Source organism: Lacibacter sp. (assembly GCF_057361365.1).
Window position 1 is genome coordinate 1 of record NZ_JBMQSG010000006.1, and the last position, 17852, is coordinate 17852.

The 17852-nt window shown below is 40.5% G+C and carries 16 protein-coding genes; all 16 read left to right on the plus strand.

What is annotated here, in order from left to right; all coding sequences use genetic code 11:
- Positions 1 to 1896 (plus strand): bifunctional aldolase/short-chain dehydrogenase (locus ACO1QW_RS03335; RefSeq protein ID WP_486255669.1); only part of this gene is annotated, 1896 nt, incomplete at its 5' end.
- A gap of 92 nt (positions 1897 to 1988) precedes the next feature.
- Positions 1989 to 3263 carry a sugar isomerase gene (locus ACO1QW_RS03340; protein ID WP_486255671.1) on the plus strand — a complete coding sequence of 425 codons (1275 nt, stop codon included), beginning with the start codon at positions 1989 to 1991 and terminating at the stop codon, positions 3261 to 3263.
- On the plus strand, positions 3263 to 4642 hold the full coding sequence (locus ACO1QW_RS03345; RefSeq protein ID WP_486255673.1) for an FGGY-family carbohydrate kinase: 1380 nt from the start codon (positions 3263 to 3265) through the stop codon (positions 4640 to 4642). Before ACO1QW_RS03340 ends, ACO1QW_RS03345 begins: the two co-directional genes overlap by 1 nt.
- 112 nt (positions 4643 to 4754) lie before the next feature.
- A complete protein-coding gene (locus ACO1QW_RS03350; RefSeq protein ID WP_486255675.1) occupies positions 4755 to 5492 on the plus strand; it encodes a (Fe-S)-binding protein in 738 nt (245 codons plus the stop codon).
- A complete protein-coding gene (locus ACO1QW_RS03355) occupies positions 5489 to 6868 on the plus strand; it encodes a lactate utilization protein B (protein WP_486255677.1) in 1380 nt (459 codons plus the stop codon). The genes ACO1QW_RS03350 and ACO1QW_RS03355 overlap by 4 nt, the downstream gene beginning before the upstream one ends.
- A complete protein-coding gene (locus tag ACO1QW_RS03360; protein WP_486255679.1) occupies positions 6865 to 7446 on the plus strand; it encodes a LutC/YkgG family protein in 582 nt (193 codons plus the stop codon). Before ACO1QW_RS03355 ends, ACO1QW_RS03360 begins: the two co-directional genes overlap by 4 nt.
- Before the next feature lie 127 nt (positions 7447 to 7573).
- Complete coding sequence (locus ACO1QW_RS03365; protein WP_486255681.1) at positions 7574 to 9496, plus strand: glycoside hydrolase family 97 protein; 1923 nt, start codon at positions 7574 to 7576, stop codon at positions 9494 to 9496.
- 168 nt (positions 9497 to 9664) lie between these two features.
- Entirely contained in the window at positions 9665 to 10441 is a 777-nt protein-coding gene (locus tag ACO1QW_RS03370; protein WP_486255682.1) for an SDR family NAD(P)-dependent oxidoreductase, read from the plus strand.
- Between the two features lie 129 nt (positions 10442 to 10570).
- Entirely contained in the window at positions 10571 to 11416 is an 846-nt protein-coding gene (locus ACO1QW_RS03375; RefSeq protein WP_486255684.1) for a fumarylacetoacetate hydrolase family protein, read from the plus strand.
- A 14-nt stretch (positions 11417 to 11430) separates the two neighbouring features.
- The gene (fucP, locus tag ACO1QW_RS03380; protein WP_486255686.1) at positions 11431 to 12759 is read left to right on the plus strand and encodes an L-fucose:H+ symporter permease; all 1329 of its coding nucleotides are present in this window, start codon (positions 11431 to 11433) and stop codon (positions 12757 to 12759) included.
- Entirely contained in the window at positions 12756 to 13088 is a 333-nt protein-coding gene (locus ACO1QW_RS03385; RefSeq protein ID WP_486255688.1) for an L-rhamnose mutarotase, read from the plus strand. The genes fucP and ACO1QW_RS03385 overlap by 4 nt, the downstream gene beginning before the upstream one ends.
- A 4-nt stretch (positions 13089 to 13092) precedes the next feature.
- Positions 13093 to 13944, plus strand: a complete 852-nt coding sequence (locus ACO1QW_RS03390) for an amidohydrolase family protein (RefSeq protein ID WP_486255690.1) — start codon at positions 13093 to 13095, stop codon at positions 13942 to 13944.
- Positions 13945 to 14059: 115 nt separating this feature from the next.
- The gene (locus ACO1QW_RS03395) at positions 14060 to 14848 is read left to right on the plus strand and encodes an SDR family oxidoreductase (protein WP_486255692.1); all 789 of its coding nucleotides are present in this window, start codon (positions 14060 to 14062) and stop codon (positions 14846 to 14848) included.
- Between the two features lie 184 nt (positions 14849 to 15032).
- The gene (locus ACO1QW_RS03400; protein ID WP_486255693.1) at positions 15033 to 16367 is read left to right on the plus strand and encodes an alpha-L-fucosidase; all 1335 of its coding nucleotides are present in this window, start codon (positions 15033 to 15035) and stop codon (positions 16365 to 16367) included.
- A gap of 140 nt (positions 16368 to 16507) precedes the next feature.
- The gene (locus tag ACO1QW_RS03405) at positions 16508 to 17155 is read left to right on the plus strand and encodes a murein L,D-transpeptidase catalytic domain-containing protein (protein WP_486255695.1); all 648 of its coding nucleotides are present in this window, start codon (positions 16508 to 16510) and stop codon (positions 17153 to 17155) included.
- 68 nt (positions 17156 to 17223) lie between these two features.
- Positions 17224 to 17829, plus strand: a complete 606-nt coding sequence (locus ACO1QW_RS03410) for a M23 family metallopeptidase (RefSeq protein ID WP_486255697.1) — start codon at positions 17224 to 17226, stop codon at positions 17827 to 17829.
- Positions 17830 to 17852 lie beyond the last annotated feature (23 nt).

Genomic DNA, 17852 nt, shown 5'->3' on the forward strand with positions numbered 1-17852 from the left:
GGTGGCGATCTCGGCACAATGAAACGTAGTGGATTGGCTGCATTGTATGTTGATCGTTTACGCAGCTTGAAAAATATTTATCGTGGTATTGAGCATGAAGATGAAATGGTAGAACTCTTCAACCATTGTATTTATGATCTTGCTTCAAAAGCACCATCTATCGATACACCATTGCATGGTTTTCTTCCGTTCAAACATATTGATCACTTACACCCTGATGCAGCAATTGCAATTGCAGCAGCAAAAGATGGTGAAAAGATCACCAAAGAATTATTCAACGGAACAATTGGTTGGGTAAAATGGCAGAAACCAGGATTTGAATTGGGTTTGATGTTAAAGCAATGTCTGGATGAAAACCCCGGCATTCGTGGCATCATGCTCGGCTCACATGGTTTATTTACGTGGGGCGATACAGCTTACGAATCATACATCAACACGCTTGAAGTAATTGAGCGTTGCGCAGAATATTTGCAAGACAATATTGCTAAACAAAAAGCAGTATTTGATGGTGCAAAAAGAGAATCATTACCAGAAGCTGATCGTAAGAAACAAGCAGCTGCATTAGCTCCTGTTCTTCGTGGTTTTTGTTCTTCACAAAACCGCATGATCGGTCACTTTACTGATGATGCACGTGTGTTGGAATACATCAACTCAAATGATCTGGAGCGTTTGGCTCCTTTGGGAACAAGCTGTCCTGATCACTTCCTGCGCACAAAGATCTCTCCGTTGGTATTGAATCTTGAAGCAGGTGAAGATTTGAGCGATGTAAAAAAAATCAAAGAAAAAATTTCTCCGTTGTTTGAGGCTTATCGTGAAATGTATGCAGAGTATTACAATACCTGCAAACACCCGACCAGTCCTGCTATGCGTGATCCAAACCCGGTGGTGATCATTTATCCTGGTGTTGGTATGTTCACTTTTGCAAAGGATAAACAAACTGCAAGAGTAGCTGCTGAATTTTATATCAATGCGATCAACGTAATGAAAGGTGCTGAAGCAATTTCTGAATACACTTCATTACCACGCCAGGAAGCATTCAATATTGAATACTGGTTGCTAGAAGAAGCAAAGCTTCAACGTATGCCGAAGCCAAAAGCATTGAGTGGTAAGGTTGCACTTATCACCGGTAGTGGTGGTGGTATTGGTAAAGCCATTGCAAAACGTTTTGCGGAAGAAGGCGCATGCGTGATCCTGAATGATATGAATGCAGAGCGTTTGGCAGAAGCAAAGGAAGAATTTGTAAAACAATTCGGTAAAGATGTGGTTGCAGCTGATATACTTGATGTAACCAAAGAAGATACAATCCTTGACACATTAACAACATCTGCACTTGCTTTTGGTGGTGTTGATATTGTAGTGAACAATGCAGGATTATCGATCTCGAAGTCAATTGAAGATCATACCGAAAAAGATTGGGATATCCTTTACGATGTATTAGTGAAAGGACAATTTGTGGTAACACAAAAAGCAGTGGAAGTAATGCGCAAGCAAGGCATTGGTGGCGATGTGTTGAACATCGTTAGCAAGAACGCTTTGGTGAGTGGTCCTAACAATGCAGGTTATGGTTCAGCAAAAGCTGCACAGCTTCATTTGAGCAGATTAAATGCTGCTGAGCTTGGTAAAGACAAGATCCGTGTGAACGTGGTAAATCCTGATGCAGTTATTGCGGGTAGTAATATCTGGAGCGGTGGCTGGGCCGAAGGTCGTGCAAAAGCTTACGGCATTACCATTGAAGAATTGCCTGCTTACTATGCGGGACGCACATTATTAAATGAAATCATTTTACCTGAAGATATTGCTAATGCCTGCTTTGCTTTTGCAGGAGGTTTATTGAGCAAATCAACCGGTAACGTATTAAATGTAGATGGCGGTGTTGCCAATGCATTTGTGCGCTAAGAATTTTCTCATAATCAATAGTAGTTAAAGGGTTGATAGTTCTCTATCGACCCAATTTTTAAAAAGAGTAACTTAGTATACAAACTTGCTTTATGTTGTTAGAAAAAAACAGGATCGCTGAGTTTAACGGTTTACACGCAGCAGATCACAAACGCAAATTCGATTTCGTTTCATCCGAAATAAATAATGTAGAAGAGGTGTTGCAAAAGCTCATCGATTTCCAGGTGGCAATCCCAAGCTGGGCATTGGGCACAGGTGGCACACGCTTTGGACGTTTTGCAGGAGCAGGTGAGCCGGGTAGTCTTGAGCAAAAGCTGGAAGACGTTGGTTTGTTGCATGCACTCAACCAATCAAGCGGTGCCATTTCGTTACATATTCCCTGGGATATTCCTGAGAACTATGCATCAATTAAAGCACAGGCCGCACAACTTGGTTTGCAGTTCGATGCGGTAAACTCAAACACCTTCCAGGATCAGAAAGACCAGGAACTGACTTACAAATTCGGATCACTGCAAAATGTAAATAAAGCAATCCGCAAGCAAGCTATTGAACATAATATTGAAGTAATTAAGCATGGTGTTGAACTCGGTTCAAAAGCCTTGACAGTTTGGTTGAGTGATGGTAGCTGTTTCCCTGGTCAGTTGAATTTCCGTAAAGCATTTCAGAATACGTTGGAAAGTCTGCAGGAAATTTATGCAGCTTTACCGGAAGATTGGAAAGTATTTGTTGAATACAAAGCATTTGAACCAAACTTCTACTCAATGACAGTAGGAGATTGGGGACAGTCCTTACTCTATGCAAACAAACTTGGTCCTAAAGCATATACCTTAGTTGATCTTGGTCATCATCTTCCAAATGCAAACATCGAACAAATTGTTTCATTGTTACTGATGGAAGGCAAGCTTGCAGGTTTCCATTTCAACGATAGTAAATATGGCGATGATGATTTAACGGTGGGCAGCATCAAACCTTATCAACTGTTCTTGATTTTTAATGAACTGGTTGAAGGGATGGATGCAAGAGGTATGGATCATACAACTGATTTAGGTTGGATGATCGATGCAAGTCATAATGTAAAAGATCCACTAGAAGATTTGTTACAATCAGTTGAAGCGATTATGATCGCTTATGCACAGGCATTAACTGTTGATCGTAAAAAACTCAACGCTGCACAGGAAGCAAATGATGTGGTGGCTGCACAGGAAGTATTGCAAAACACTTTCCGTACCGATCTCCGTGCATTAGTTGCTGAAGCAAGATTGAGAAGCGGAGCAGCATTGTATCCATTACAATTCTTCCGTGAGCAGAAACTGAGAGAACAATTGATCAAAGAAAGAGGCAGTAAGACTGTGGCAACAGGATTGTAATGAGCAAGATTCCCGTAATAGCAATTTTCGACATTGGCAAAACAAACAAAAAACTTTTGCTTTTTGATGAGCACTATACTGTTGTTCATGAAGAAAGCCGCCAGTTGAATGAAATAAAAGATGAAGATGGATTTGCATGCGAAGATGTGGAGTTGCTTACACAATGGGTGAACGATTCATTTGAAATCTTATTGAAAGATGATCGTTTTCAAATTAAAGCCATTAATTTTTCTGCATACGGAGCAAGCTTTGTTTACCTTGATGAAGAGAAAAAGATCATTGCTCCATTATATAATTACCTGAAACCTTACTCACCTGCATTACAGAAAAAATTCTACGAAACCTACGGCGGCGAAAGTCGTGTATCGAAAGAAACAGCATCACCTGTTTTAGGCAATCTTAATTCAGGTATGCAGTTGTACCGGTTAAAAAATGAACAACCCGAATTGTTTGCAAAGATCAAATATGCATTGCACCTGCCACAGTATTTATGTTTTGTTCTCTCGGGGAAGTTGCATACTGATATTACAAGCATAGGCTGTCATACAAACCTCTGGGACTTCCAGGAAAAACATTATCATGATTGGGTAAAAGAAGAAGGCGTTGCAGAAAAATTTGCGCCTGTTTTAAAAAGTAATGCTATCGCTGGTCATACGGCTCAAAAAATTCCAGTTGGCGGTGGTTTGCACGATAGTTCATCGGCACTCATTCCTTACCTCGCATCTTTTCACGAGCCATTTATACTGTTATCAACTGGCACGTGGTGTATTACTTTGAATCCATTCAACCAATCGCAGCTGAGTGATCTTGAATTGCACCAGGATTGTCTTTGTTATCTTTCATACGAAGGCAAACCTGTAAAAGCATCACGTTTGTTTGCTGGTTACGAACACGAGCAGCAAACAAAACGGTTAGCCGCATTTTTCAAAGTTGCAGAAGATCATTACAAAACAGTGGAGAGCGATCAGAAGTTGATCGATCAACTTGACCTGGGCAAAACTGCAATGAAAAAAGCTGCTGATGATGTAATGATCCAGCAATCAGTATTTGGGAAAAGAGATCTGAAGAAATTTAAATCATACGAGCAGGCATATCATCAATTGATCGCCGATATTATTACACAACAATTATACAGTACCAACCTTGTTTTGAAAGGAACTCCTGTTAAACGTATTTTTGTTGACGGTGGCTTTGGAAAAAATCCAATTTTTATGCACATGATGGCTGAAGTATTTCATGGCATTGAAGTTTACGCAGCGTCTGTTGCGCAAGCATCTGCTTTGGGAGCTGCTTTGGTTATGCACAAACATTGGAACAAAAAAACCTTGCCAACCGACATCATAGAATTGAAATATTACTCTGAACATCAGAAACGATGAGGTGTTGAAGTATGAAATAACCATTAAAAATTATCCGGCAATTTTTCATAACCAACGATGATAATTTTTAATGCGTTATACAATGTGGCCAATGGGCAATAAAAATGAGCACATGAAAGTTGGTTTATTCATTCCCTGTTATATTGATCAGTTTTACCCGCAGGTAGGCATTGCAACACTTCAATTGCTGGAGAAATTAGGTTGTGAAGTTTCTTTTCCGCTTAACCAAACATGTTGCGGTCAGCCAATGGCTAACAGTGGTTTCGCCTCGCTAAGCAAATCCTGCGATAAAAATTTTGTAAGCAATTTTCGTGGCTTCGATTATATCGTTGGTCCTTCGGGCAGTTGTGTGTTGCATTTGAAAGAACATTTGCATGATGAGCATAATCCCGGCGAAGCAGAACATATCCGTAAACACGTTTACGAACTCACCGAATTTATAGTTGATATATTGAAAGTAGATAAGCTCAACGCTTCGTTTCCTTATAAAGTTGGTTTGCACAATAGTTGTCATGGCCAACGTGGTTTGCATCTTTCATCCATGAGCGAACGTAATCTGCCTGCATTTTCAAAACCACAGCAACTGCTCGGCATGGTGAAAGGTTTGGAATTAAAAATGCCGGTTCGCAGTGATGAATGCTGCGGCTTTGGTGGTACATTCTGCGTGTTTGAAGAAGCCGTGAGTGTGAAGATGGGCAAAGATCGCATTGCCGATCATGCAACAAATGATGTTGAATATATTACCGGTGGCGATGTAAGTTGCCTCATGCATTTAGAAGGTATTCTGAAACGTAATGGCAGCAAGGTGAAAACTGTTCATATTGCGGAAATTTTAAACAGTAACGCATGAACAACAACAGTACATTAAATCATGCCGAAGCTGCCGAACAGTTTATTAAAGACGAGGCCCGCACTAACTGGCACGATGAAACGCTTTGGTTTGTCCGCCAAAAAAGAGATAAAGCTGCACATGGTTTGCCCGAATGGGAACAACTGAGAGAGTGGGCTTCACAAATAAAAAATCATACACTTTCAAATCTTGATACTTATTTAAAAGAGTTTGAAAGTAAGGCGCAGGATAACGGAGTTATTGTGCATTGGGCTGCTGATGGTGAAGAACATAACAGGATCATCTACGACATCATTGCGCATCATAAGATCAAAAAGATTGTGAAGAGCAAGAGCATGCTCACCGAAGAATGTGGATTGAATGAATTTCTGCATGCGAAAGGAATTGAAACAGTTGATACCGATCTCGGCGAACGTATTGTTCAATTGCGCAAGGAAGCCCCAAGTCATATTGTATTGCCTGCCATTCATTTAAAGAAGCAGGATGTAAGCGATACTTTTCATGAACATCTCCATACTGAAAAAGGCAACAACGATCCGCAATATTTAACTGAAGCTGCAAGACTACACCTCCGTGAAAAATTTATTGAATCAGAACTGGCAATCACCGGAGTAAACTTTGCCGTAGCTGAAACAGGTGGTTTTGTGGTTTGTACCAACGAAGGCAATGCCGATATGGGTGCGCATGCCGCAAAAATTCATATTGCCTGTATGGGTTTTGAAAAGATGATCCCAAAAGCAGAACATCTTTCTGTGTTTCTTCGTTTGCTTGCACGAAGTGCTACAGGTCAACCAATAACAACTTACTCCAGTCATTTCTATAAACCAAGGCAAGGACAGGAGATGCATATTATTATCGTTGACAATGGAAGAAGCAGGCAACTTGGTCGTGCCGATTTCAGAAACTCATTGAAGTGCATCCGTTGTGCTGCATGTTTCAATACTTGTCCTGTTTACCGAAGAAGTGGGGGACATAGTTATCATACAGCGGTTGCAGGGCCAATTGGTTCTATTCTAAATCCCAATATTGATATGCGTGCAAATGCTGATCTTCCATTTGCATCAACACTTTGTGGCAGTTGCAGCAATGTATGCCCGGTGAAGATTGATATACACGATCAGTTGTGGAAATGGCGTCAGGTATTGGTTGCAGAAGGTTATGTTGATTCAGCAAAGAAGATTGGCTTAAAAGGAATGGCATTTGTGTTAGCAAGACCAGGCTTATATCGTTTTGCAGGTAAAGCAGGACGTGCAGTAATGCAAATTTTCCCTTGGTTACTCAACAACAAATTCAATCCCTGGTATAAACAACGGGAAATGCCTGCTCCGCCAAAAGTAAGTTTCCGTGACTGGTATATTCAAAACAAGAAGAAATGAGTGCAAGAGATACGATACTGAAAAATATTACATCCAATAAACCACAGTTGGTTGATCTGCCTTCTATTGATCTTGATGCCGTGATACAATACAATGATCTTGTGCAACAATATAAAAGCGTATTGCAAAGTATTGGCGGTGGCACTGTAGACTTGCAGAATCTTTCTTCATTGAAACAGGAGTTTGAAGCAAAAAAAGCAAATGGCGATTTTGTTGTGAATCGCATTGATGCTTTGGGAGAAGTAAATGATTCATTGCAATCATTTACTGCCGCTGATCTTGCGGCCGTTGATACAGCTTATATTCAAGGGAATGTTGCGGTGGCTGAAAACGGAGCCATTTGGTTGTATGAAAGTAATATGGGTAATCGCTTGCTGCCTTTCATCTGCCAGCATTTGGTAATTGTTATTGAAAAGAAAAACATTGTTGCAACCATGCATCATGCTTACCAGCAAATTGAAAGTGCCAGAGAAGGTTTTGGTGTTTTTCTTGCTGGCCCGTCTAAAACTGCCGACATTGAGCAATCGCTTGTGATCGGTGCACATGGTGCAAGAAGCTTGATCGTTTATATTATTTGATCTCTAGCACTGCAAAGCAGCACAACATTCGTTAGGGTTTTAATTTTTCTTCGCAAACAATCTTTCTGTTTCTTTGCGTCTCCTTACCATTGTGGCAAAATTGCTTTAAACTCTTAATCCTTTGTTCATGCGTAATTTGATTGCTTTTCTTCTCCTTACTTTTTTAAGCTCGGGTGCAATTGCACAAGTGGGTATTACAAGTCCCGATAAAAAAATAACTGTTCAGGTTGCAGTAAATGCTGATGGTGCTATCCGTTACAGCATACGTGCCAACCAGCAGGAAGTACTTCGTTCCTCTTCATTAGGTTTGATCAGCAACTCGGCTGATTTCAGCAAAGCAAACACTTTGTTAGAAGCAACTCCGGTGCAACCGGTGAGTGATGCTTACAACATGATCCATGGTAAGAAAAAACAAAACGTTTACAAAGCCAATAAAAGAACAATCCGTTTTCAAAACAGCGACAAACAAATACTGGAAGTTGTTTTCCAGGTATCGAACGATGCTGTTGCATTTCGTTACCAGTTAAAAAAGAATAATAACAATACAGAAAACATAACTTCTGAGTTAACAAGTTTTCATTTTCCTGCAACTGCAAAAGCATGGTTACAACCTATGCAGGTTTCAAAAACAGGATGGGAGCAAACCAATCCTGCGTATGAAGAACATTATATGCAGGATATTTCAGTAGGCACAGCAGCACCAACTGCTGCTGGCTGGGTTTACCCGGCATTGTTTCGTGCAAATGATCAATGGGCTTTAATTACAGAAGCATCATTGGGAACAAATGATTGTGCAACAAGATTAAAATCAACATCACCCGATGGTGAATACAGCATTGGTTATCCCGATCCACGTGAGATCATCACCGGCAAAGGATTACTTCCTGTTTTTCAGTCATCATATGTTTCGCCATGGCGCATCATTACTATTGGTAGTCTTGCAACAATCATTGAGTCAACTGCAGGAACTGATCTTGCAAAATCTTCCATTATAAAAAATACAGCTTTCATTAAGCCGGGTAAATCATCCTGGAGCTGGATCAATTCAAAAGATGATTTTATTGTGTATGATGAACAAAAGAAATACATCGATTATGCAGCAGCCATGAACTGGCAATATTGCTTAGTTGATGCAGATTGGGACAGGAAGATCGGTTATGAAAAAATAAAAGAGCTGGCTGATTATGCAAAGACAAAAAATGTTGGTTTACTGCTCTGGTATAATTCGGCTGGCGATTGGAATACGGTGAAGTATACACCACGAAATTTATTGCTCACTACAGAAAGCCGTGCAAAAGAATTTCAACGATTGAAAGATATCGGCATTAAAGGTGTAAAGATTGATTTCTTTGCAGGTGATGGTCAATCAGTGATTGAATATTATCAAAGCATTTTAAAAGATGCTGCCAAATATGAACTCCTGATAAATTTTCATGGTGCCACGTTGCCAAGAGGATGGGCCCGCACTTATCCGCATTTGATGACCACTGAAGCAGTACGTGGTTTTGAAATGATCACATTCGGACAGGATGATGCAAATAAAGAAGCAACACATTGTGCAATGCTGCCGTTTACACGTAATGCATTCGACCCGATGGATTTTACACCAATGAATTTGTATAAGATTCAAACCAAGGTTCAACGCAAAACAACTTCGGCATTTGAACTGGCAACATCAGTTTTATTTCTTTCAGGAATTCAACATTTTGCTGAATCACCTGAAGGTATGCAGCATGTTCCTGCCAACATTCAGCAATTCTTAAAAGATCTTCCCACTTCATGGGATGATGTAAAATTCATTGATGGCTTTCCCGGAAAGTATGTGGTGATTGCACGGAAACATCAGAACAAATGGTATATCGCAGGCATCAATGGCCAGCAATCTGCGCAAACGATTGAGCTTGATCCTTCAGTATTTAAAAAGCAAAAAGCGAGTATCATTACTGAAGGAGAAACCTCCTTATCGTTCACACAAAAAGCATTCAATGCAAAGAAAAAACAAACGGTGGTAATGAAGGAGGCAGGTGGTTTTGTTGTGGTGCTGGAGTAAGCGGACGAAATAGTTATTTATGCCATCAACTTGCTAAAATATTACAGCAGAATGCAAATAAAACTAAAAGCAGTTTAGCCAACGATTAGCTACATTTATGCACTAAAATTAACCCTGCAACGATTGATCACTTCACTTTCAGGGTTCACTTTAATTATAGTTTCAAGTATGTTTCAACTAACAGGCAAAACAGCAATTATAACCGGTGGCGGCAGTGGTATTGGTCGTGCCATCTCCTCCATGTTTGCCAAACAAGGTGCTGTTGTTTTTATTTTCGATGTAGATGAAAAAGGTGCTGCTGCAACCGTAACCGAAATTGAAGAAAAGGGGGGCAAGGCACAAGCGGTGATCCTGAACATTACCGATCAGCAGGCCATTAAAAAAGCGGTGCAAAAGATCGTTGATCAACATCAGCGTATTGATATTCTCGTGAACAATGCAGGAGTTGCCCATGTGGGCACTGCCGATTCAACAACTGAAGAGGATTTTACACGTCTCTTTAATATCAATGTAAAGGGAGTGTACAATTGTTTACACGAGATCATTCCGTTTATGAAAGCGCAACAGAAAGGTGTGGTGCTGAATATGTGTTCTATTGCCGCATCTGTTGGTATTACCGATCGTTTTGCCTACAGCATGACCAAAGGTGCTGTATTGGGAATGACACTTTCATCTGCCCGTGATTATCTTGCTTACAATATCCGTGTGAATTGTATTTCGCCTGCACGTGTATTTACACCGTTTGTAGAAGGATTCATTGCAAAAAATTATCCCGGTAAAGAAGAAGAAATATTTGACAAGTTATCGAAGAGTCAACCAATAGGTCGTATGGGCACAACAGATGAAGTGGCACACTTAGCACTTTATCTCTGCAGTGATGAAGCAGGATTTGTTACCGGTTGCGATTACCCGTTGGATGGCGGCTTCGTTAAATTGAATAATTAGGAATTTATCCTTTGTGTACTTAGTTAAATACGCTGTGAACTTTGTGGTGGTGTTTGTCACACAAAGTTCACAGAGAGGCACGCAAAGAACGCAAAGCATACAACACTTAAACACATAAACTGAATAGAGATGAAACTGATCCGCTTTGGTGAAGCAGGTAAAGAGAAACCCGGTGTAATGTTAAGCACCATTTGTTACGATGTATCTGCGCATATTAACGATTACGACGAAGATTTTTTTACCAATGATGGTTTAAAGAAATTAGAACAGCTTGTTGCAACAACTAAACTACCTGTGGTAAATGTTGAGCGTTATGGTTGCCCTGTAAAACGTCCGTCGAAAATTGTTTGTATTGGTTTAAACTATAGCGATCATGCAGAAGAAACTGGAGCTACACCGCCACCGGAGCCGGTGATTTTCTTTAAAGCAACAACAGCCATCATTGGTCCCAACGACGAAGTGATGATTCCACGTTATTCTCTGAAAACAGATTGGGAAGTGGAGCTGGCTGTAGTGATCGGTAAGAAAGCTTCTTACGTTGAAGAAGCCGAAGCAATGGATTATGTTGCGGGCTATTGTTTGCACAACGATATCAGCGAACGTGAATTTCAATTAGAACGTAGCGGCACATGGGATAAGGGAAAAGGTTGCGATACGTTTGCACCAATAGGCCCATGGCTTGTTACAAAAGATGAAGTGGCCGATGTGCATTCACTCCGCTTATGGTTAACATTAAACGGAGAAAAAATGCAGGATGGATCCACATCAAATCTCATTTTCAATGTTCCTTTTCTTGTTTCTTATGTGAGCAATTTCATGACCTTGTTACCCGGCGATATTATTTCTACGGGCACACCTGCGGGTGTTGGCCTGGGAATGAATCCGCAGGTCTACCTAAAGCCGGGAGATGTAATGGAACTCGGTATTGATGGACTTGGCACATCAAAACAAACTGTAGTTGATTTTAAGAAATAAATTAAATCCGCCCGATGAAAGCATCGGGCGGGTTTAGTTCTACACAAACATTCTTACCAAATATTAACGATTGCCCAATGACTGATCAAAAGAATAAGCCGTATCTCTTTGCGTTTGCATTAGTAACAAGTTTGTTTTTCCTCTGGGGATTTGTACATAATCTCGATCCAATTCTCATTCCACATTTAAAGAAGTCATTCACATTAACTACCACACAATCAACGTTGATCGACTTCGCAGTATATGTTGCCTATTTCGTTATGGCGCTTCCTGCAGGTTTTATCATGAAAAAATTCGGATACAAGATCGGCATCATCTCCGGACTTCTTTTATTTGCACTCGGGTCGTTCATGTTTTTACCCGCAGCCGACTATCAATCGTATAATTATTTCCTTATAGCTTTATTTATTATTGCATGTGGCCTAACTATTCTTGAAACAGCAGCTAATCCGTATGCCGCTGTATTAGGCGATCCGGCAACTTCAACACAACGACTCAACTTTGCACAATCTTTTAACGGGCTTGCTGCTGCTTTAGCTCCGGTTATTGGCGCAAGAATCATTTTAACTAAAGGACATACTGATGCGGAGTTAAGCGCTATGACCGACACAGCAAGAAAGCTGGCACTGGCATCAGAGGCAGCATCAGTTAAAATGCCTTACATGATCCTTGGTATTGTGCTGGTTGTTGTAGCGATTTTGTTTGCAATTACGCATTTGCCAAAACTAAATACAGATCCGGCTCACACGCCCAGTAAAAATATTTTTCATGCTTTTAAACACAAGCATTTAACGTGGGCAGTAATTGCTCAGTTCTTTTACGTAGGCGCACAGGTTTGCGTGTTTAGTTTATTTATTCTCTATGCAGAAAAATCGGCCTTGCTTCCACAAGTAACAGCAGCAGATTATTTAGGTGCATGTGGCATTGCATTTCTGATTGGACGTTTTCTCGGCACATTCCTGATGCGATTTATTTCGCCGGAACGATTACTCGCCTTATATGCAGCAGCGTGCATTCTGCTTTCCGCCGTTGCTATTTTTGCCACAGGAATCATCACCGTCTATGCTGTAATCGGCATTTGTTTTTTTATGTCAATTATGTTCCCTACTATCTTTTCACTTGGAATTAAAGATTTAAAAGGCGATACAGAATATGGCAGCAGCTTAATTATCATGTCTATTGTTGGTGGCGCTATCCTTCCACGTTTTTTTGGGATGATTGCCGACTCTACAGGTAACATTCAATATGGATACGTCGTTCCTTTAGTTTGCTTTGTTGTAATTCTGTTGTTCGGATGGAGTGGTTATAAAGTTGTGAACAATGAAAAAACTGTTGCCGCATGAAACGTTATTGCCTTGCTGTTGATTTAAAGAACGATCCAAAACTCATTGCTGAATATGAACAATACCATGAATACATATGGCCCGAGATAGAAGCGTCTATCAAAGGTGCAGGCATAGTAGGTATGGAGATTTACCGCATCGAAAATCGTTTGTTCATGATCATGGAAACAAATGATACCTTCAGCTTCCAATCAAAAGCAGCAGCCGATATAGCAAATGATAAAGTGCAGGAGTGGGAAAACCTGATGTGGAATTACCAACAGGCTTTACCTACAGCGAAAAAAGGTGAAAAGTGGTTGCTGATGAAAAAAATATTTGATTTAAAATAGTATAATGAAGATCATAGATGCTCATCAACATTTCTGGAAGTACGATTCTGTAAACTATAGCTGGATCAACGACGATATGCAGGTCATACGCAGAGATTTTTTGCCTGCAGACCTTGCAGTTGAATTAAGCGAAAACAAAGTGCAGGGTTGTATTGCGGTACAGGCGGATCAAACGGAAGACGAAACCGACGGCTTAATCATATTCGCAGCAAAGAATGATTTTATTGAGGGAATTGTGGGATGGGTGGATTTGCGCAGCGATAAAATAGAAGAGCGTTTGCAACATTACAGGCACTTCCCAAAAATGAAAGGATTTCGTCACGTATTGCAGGGCGAAGAACCTTCTTTCATGTTGCAAAAAGATTTTTTGAATGGCATCAGCAAACTTGATAAATATGGTTTTGCTTATGATATTCTTATTTTTCCCCATCATCTTGAAGCTGCGTTACAACTGGTACAACAATTTCCTCTTCAACGTTTTGTTGTTGATCATGTTGCCAAGCCCAACATTAAAGATGGTGCTATGGATGAATGGAGAGCAGGAATAGAAAAGCTGGCTAAGCATCCGTATGTATTTTGCAAAATAAGCGGCATGGTAACAGAAGCCGATTGGAACAACTGGACTGCTGATCAATTGAAACCTTGTCTTGATGTGGTGGTAGAAAATTTCGGAATTGATCGCATCATGTTTGGTAGCGATTGGCCGGTTTGCTTAATTGCTTCATCCTATAGCAAATGGCTTCAAACAGTTCAGGATTATTTTGAATCATACAGCGAAGAAGACCAGGAAAAAGTTTTTAGTGGCAACGCTATAAGGTTTTACAATCTACAAATAAAACTTGGTGCTTATTTGTAAAATCTGTTTTGTGTTCTTTGTGATAAAAACATAGGGCGGCGGGCATAAAGAAAACACAGCACGAAGTACACAACTAAACTCATTACTCATAACATTCAACTCATAACTTACGCATATGAATCTCCAGTTAGCAGATAAGATAGTGATTGTAACAGGCGGTGCAAAAGGCATCGGCAAAGGCATTGTAGATGTATTGGCAAAAGAAGGTGCTATACCTATTATTGTTGGCCGTAGTGAAGCAGACAATCAACTAGCAGTAAAAGAAGTAGAAGCTGCAGGTGGTAAAGCATGGCAGGTGGTTGCGGAATTATCGCAACCCGAAGAATGTGAAAAGGCGGTAAAAGCAGTGATCGAAAAATTCAACCGTATCGATGGACTCATTAATAATGCCGGCGTAAATGACGGTGTTGGTTTAGAAAGCGGCGATTACAAACGTTTCATGGAAAGTTTGCACAAGAATGTTGTGCATTATTATTTGATGGCGCATTTTGCATTGCCTGAGCTGAAGAAATCAAAAGGCAGCATCGTTAATATCACTTCTAAAACTGCGGAAACAGGACAAGGCAACACTTCTGCATACGCTGCTGCAAATGGCGGACGGAATGCATTAACAAGAGAGTGGGCTGTAGAGTTAGCAAAATATTCTATTCGTGTGAATGCTTTGGTAGTAGCCGAATGTTATACGCCGTTGTATGATAAATGGATCAAAACATTACCAAACCCTGAAGAGAAATTAAAAGAGATCACCTCAAAAATTCCGTTCGAACAACGCTTTACCACCGCTGAGGAAATAGCGAACATGACCGTGTTTTTATTATCGCCTGTTTCAAGTCACACCACGGGTCAGTTAATTTATGTTGATGGTGGTTATGTGCATCTGGACAGGGCAATGGCGAATGCGTGATAAATAAACATTATCACTAAGACGGTAAGGCACAAAGCAACACAAAGAAGAATAAAGTCTATTTTATCTGTTGAAAACAATTGCAACTGAAACACCGTATTGGTTTTCTTAGTGCTGCTTTCTGACTTTGTGCCTTCGTGGCAAATTTGCTTTCTGTATTCATTTCAACCCTAAATAATAAAAAATGAAACTGTTTCGATTGCTTCTTACCGGCTGTGCATTGCTGAGCATAGCCCATAGTTCTATTGCTCAAACGTATACGCCTTCTGCTGCAAATCTTGCAGCAAGGGAAGAATTCCAAAACGATAAGTTTGGTATGTTCATTCATTGGGGAGCATCAAGCGTGCTTGGTCATGGCGAATGGGTGATGAACCAACGTAACATACAGGTAAAGGAATACCACCGTCTCATCAACATTTTTAATCCGCAGAACTTTGATGCAGCCAAATGGGTGGCCACTGCAAAAGCTGCTGGAATGAAATACATCACGTTCATCACACGTCATCACGATGGATTCAGTAACTGGGATACGAAGCAAAGCGATTGGAAGATCACCAAAACGCCTTACGGAAAAGATGCGTTAAAACAACTGGCGGAAGAATGTCACAAACAAGGCATGAAACTCTATTGCTATTATTCGCTGCTTGATTGGTATCGCAGCGATTATCAATACGAAACAGGTAAAACAGGAAAGGGTACCGGCCGCAAACAAAAAAGCGAGTGGGAAAGTTATATCCGCTTTATGAAAGCGCAATTGACCGAACTTCTCACCAACTATGGTGAAATTTCCGGCATCTGGTTCGACGGCCATTGGGATCAATTGGATAATGATGTTGACAAAACACTCAAATCAAAAGTGAACTGGCATTACGATGAAATTTACGAACTCATTCATCGCTTGCAACCACAATGTCTTATCAGTAATAACCATCACCTATTACCAATTCCCGGCGAAGATTTCCAGGCGTTTGAAAAAGATCTGCCCGGTCATAACACTACAGGTTTTGGCGGACAATCTGTTTCGCAACTTCCATTAGAAACTTGCGAAACCATGAACGACAGCTGGGGCTTTAATATTACCGATCGTAACTATAAAACCTCGAAGAATTTAATACAGTATATGGTAAAAGCAGCTTGTTATAATGCTAATTTTTTATTGAATGTTGGCCCTATGCCTGACGGCACCATTCAACCGGAGTTTACCGATACACTTGCAATCATGGGTAGATGGCTGCAGCGATATGGTGCCACCGTGTATGGTACTAGAGGTGCGGTAAAAATTCCACAAAGTTGGGGAGGGTTTACACGAAAGGATAATAAACTCTACCTGCACCTGCTTCAAAAACCGGAAGGCGATTTTCTTTTTGTGCCGGAGCTAAAACAAAAGTTGAAAAAAGCGGTAACGTTTGATAATAAGACAGAAGTAAAATTCAAACAACAACCTGAAGGAACATTTATTTATCTCAATAATATAGCCTGGAACGAAATTGATACAATTATAGAAATAGAATTGAAATAGAAACCTGATCAATCTTCTTGTCCTGAACAGCATTTGTAAAGCTTTTGTGAAAAAGCATTTTACAAATGCTGTTCTGTTTTTAACATGCGTTTCATGCTATGGAAATGCGGAACAACCGCATCTATTCCCCAAATAAAAACATGAAGAAGACCAGCATCCTGCTGCTTTTTTTGTTGTTGTTGGCGACGACTATTTATTACTTCTACAAAATGTTTTATAAAAGAGCGTCTCCTGTTAACATCAATAAAGAACTTAATAAAGAGAAACCGGAAAACAGTGCTATAAAAGCATTGCATGCAAAAGCCATCACCGCAAAAACCTTTGTCAACACAAACAAGTATAACCAGCAGTTTTGTTTTTTGGTTGATATGAAACTACGATCGGGGGCCGAGCGTTTTTTTGTATACGATCTTAAAGCAGATTCTGTTATTACAACGGGAGTTGTTACACATGGCCGTTGCAATGAAAACTGGCTGGTGGGTCGCAGGTATGGAAACGAACCCGGCTGTGGCTGCACATCATTGGGAAAATATAAAATAGGGCAGGCTTACAACGGTCGTTTCGGCCTGGCATATAAACTGCACGGCCTTGATCCATCGAACAGCAATGCATTTAAACGGTATGTGGTCTTACACGGTCATGAATGCGTGCCGGAAAAAGAAGTTTGGTCGGAAATTTGCCAGAGTGATGGTTGTCCAACTGTCTCAACAACATTTTTGCAACAGTTGAAAACAATGATCAATCAGTCAAAATACCCTGTGCTTTTATGGATCTACGAATCACCATAACAGGAAAAAGAAGTCAAGACCGGCATAAATTAAATGCCAACGTTTTCCATACTGTAATTTTGTACAATATGTACAAACAACACTTGTACCTTCTTGTTTCATTATTAATCCTGTTGAGCAGCTGCGCCGTAAACAAAAGCACTGAAGCTGTTCGTTTTCGTGCCCTGCAAAAAGGACGAATGAAAGACGACAGCAGTTTTGTTTATTCGTTGCCCTATGCCAAAGGCGATCATCATTTTCTTGTGCAGGGTTATTTCAGCAGGTTCACACATCGCAACCGGGCAGCACTCGATTTTAAAATGAAAGTTGGAACACCCATTTATGCAGCAAGAGGTGGTGTGGTGGCTCGTGTAAAAGAAGATGGACATAGAGGTGGGCTTAAAGGAAAGTACCGGCAATACGGCAATAATATCATCATTAACCACGAGGATGGAACAAGAGCGGGTTATTGGCATTTGCAACATGATGGTGTCCTGGTAAATGTAGGCGACACAGTTCATCAAGGTCAGCACATTGGCTACAGCGGCAACACGGGATATACAGCTTTTCCGCATTTGCATTTTATTGTCTGGAAATCGGAAACGGGTAACTGGCGGCAAATCGGTACACGTTTTCAAACCCGAAAAGGACCCAGGTATCTCCGGCCTTTTAAAAAGTATGATCGCACAGAGTAGAGGCGTATTCATTTCATAAAAAA

Coding starts and splice junctions, on each gene's coding strand:
- ACO1QW_RS03340 (WP_486255671.1), top strand. CDS start 1,989: ATGTTGTTAGAAAAAAACAGGATCGCTGAGTTTAACGGTTTACACGCA.
- ACO1QW_RS03345 (WP_486255673.1), top strand. CDS start 3,263: ATGAGCAAGATTCCCGTAATAGCAATTTTCGACATTGGCAAAACAAAC.
- ACO1QW_RS03350 (WP_486255675.1), top strand. CDS start 4,755: ATGAAAGTTGGTTTATTCATTCCCTGTTATATTGATCAGTTTTACCCG.
- ACO1QW_RS03355 (WP_486255677.1), top strand. CDS start 5,489: ATGAACAACAACAGTACATTAAATCATGCCGAAGCTGCCGAACAGTTT.
- ACO1QW_RS03360 (WP_486255679.1), top strand. CDS start 6,865: ATGAGTGCAAGAGATACGATACTGAAAAATATTACATCCAATAAACCA.
- ACO1QW_RS03365 (WP_486255681.1), top strand. CDS start 7,574: ATGCGTAATTTGATTGCTTTTCTTCTCCTTACTTTTTTAAGCTCGGGT.
- ACO1QW_RS03370 (WP_486255682.1), top strand. CDS start 9,665: ATGTTTCAACTAACAGGCAAAACAGCAATTATAACCGGTGGCGGCAGT.
- ACO1QW_RS03375 (WP_486255684.1), top strand. CDS start 10,571: ATGAAACTGATCCGCTTTGGTGAAGCAGGTAAAGAGAAACCCGGTGTA.
- fucP (WP_486255686.1), top strand. CDS start 11,431: ATGAAAGCATCGGGCGGGTTTAGTTCTACACAAACATTCTTACCAAAT.
- ACO1QW_RS03385 (WP_486255688.1), top strand. CDS start 12,756: ATGAAACGTTATTGCCTTGCTGTTGATTTAAAGAACGATCCAAAACTC.
- ACO1QW_RS03390 (WP_486255690.1), top strand. CDS start 13,093: ATGAAGATCATAGATGCTCATCAACATTTCTGGAAGTACGATTCTGTA.
- ACO1QW_RS03395 (WP_486255692.1), top strand. CDS start 14,060: ATGAATCTCCAGTTAGCAGATAAGATAGTGATTGTAACAGGCGGTGCA.
- ACO1QW_RS03400 (WP_486255693.1), top strand. CDS start 15,033: ATGAAACTGTTTCGATTGCTTCTTACCGGCTGTGCATTGCTGAGCATA.
- ACO1QW_RS03405 (WP_486255695.1), top strand. CDS start 16,508: ATGAAGAAGACCAGCATCCTGCTGCTTTTTTTGTTGTTGTTGGCGACG.
- ACO1QW_RS03410 (WP_486255697.1), top strand. CDS start 17,224: ATGTACAAACAACACTTGTACCTTCTTGTTTCATTATTAATCCTGTTG.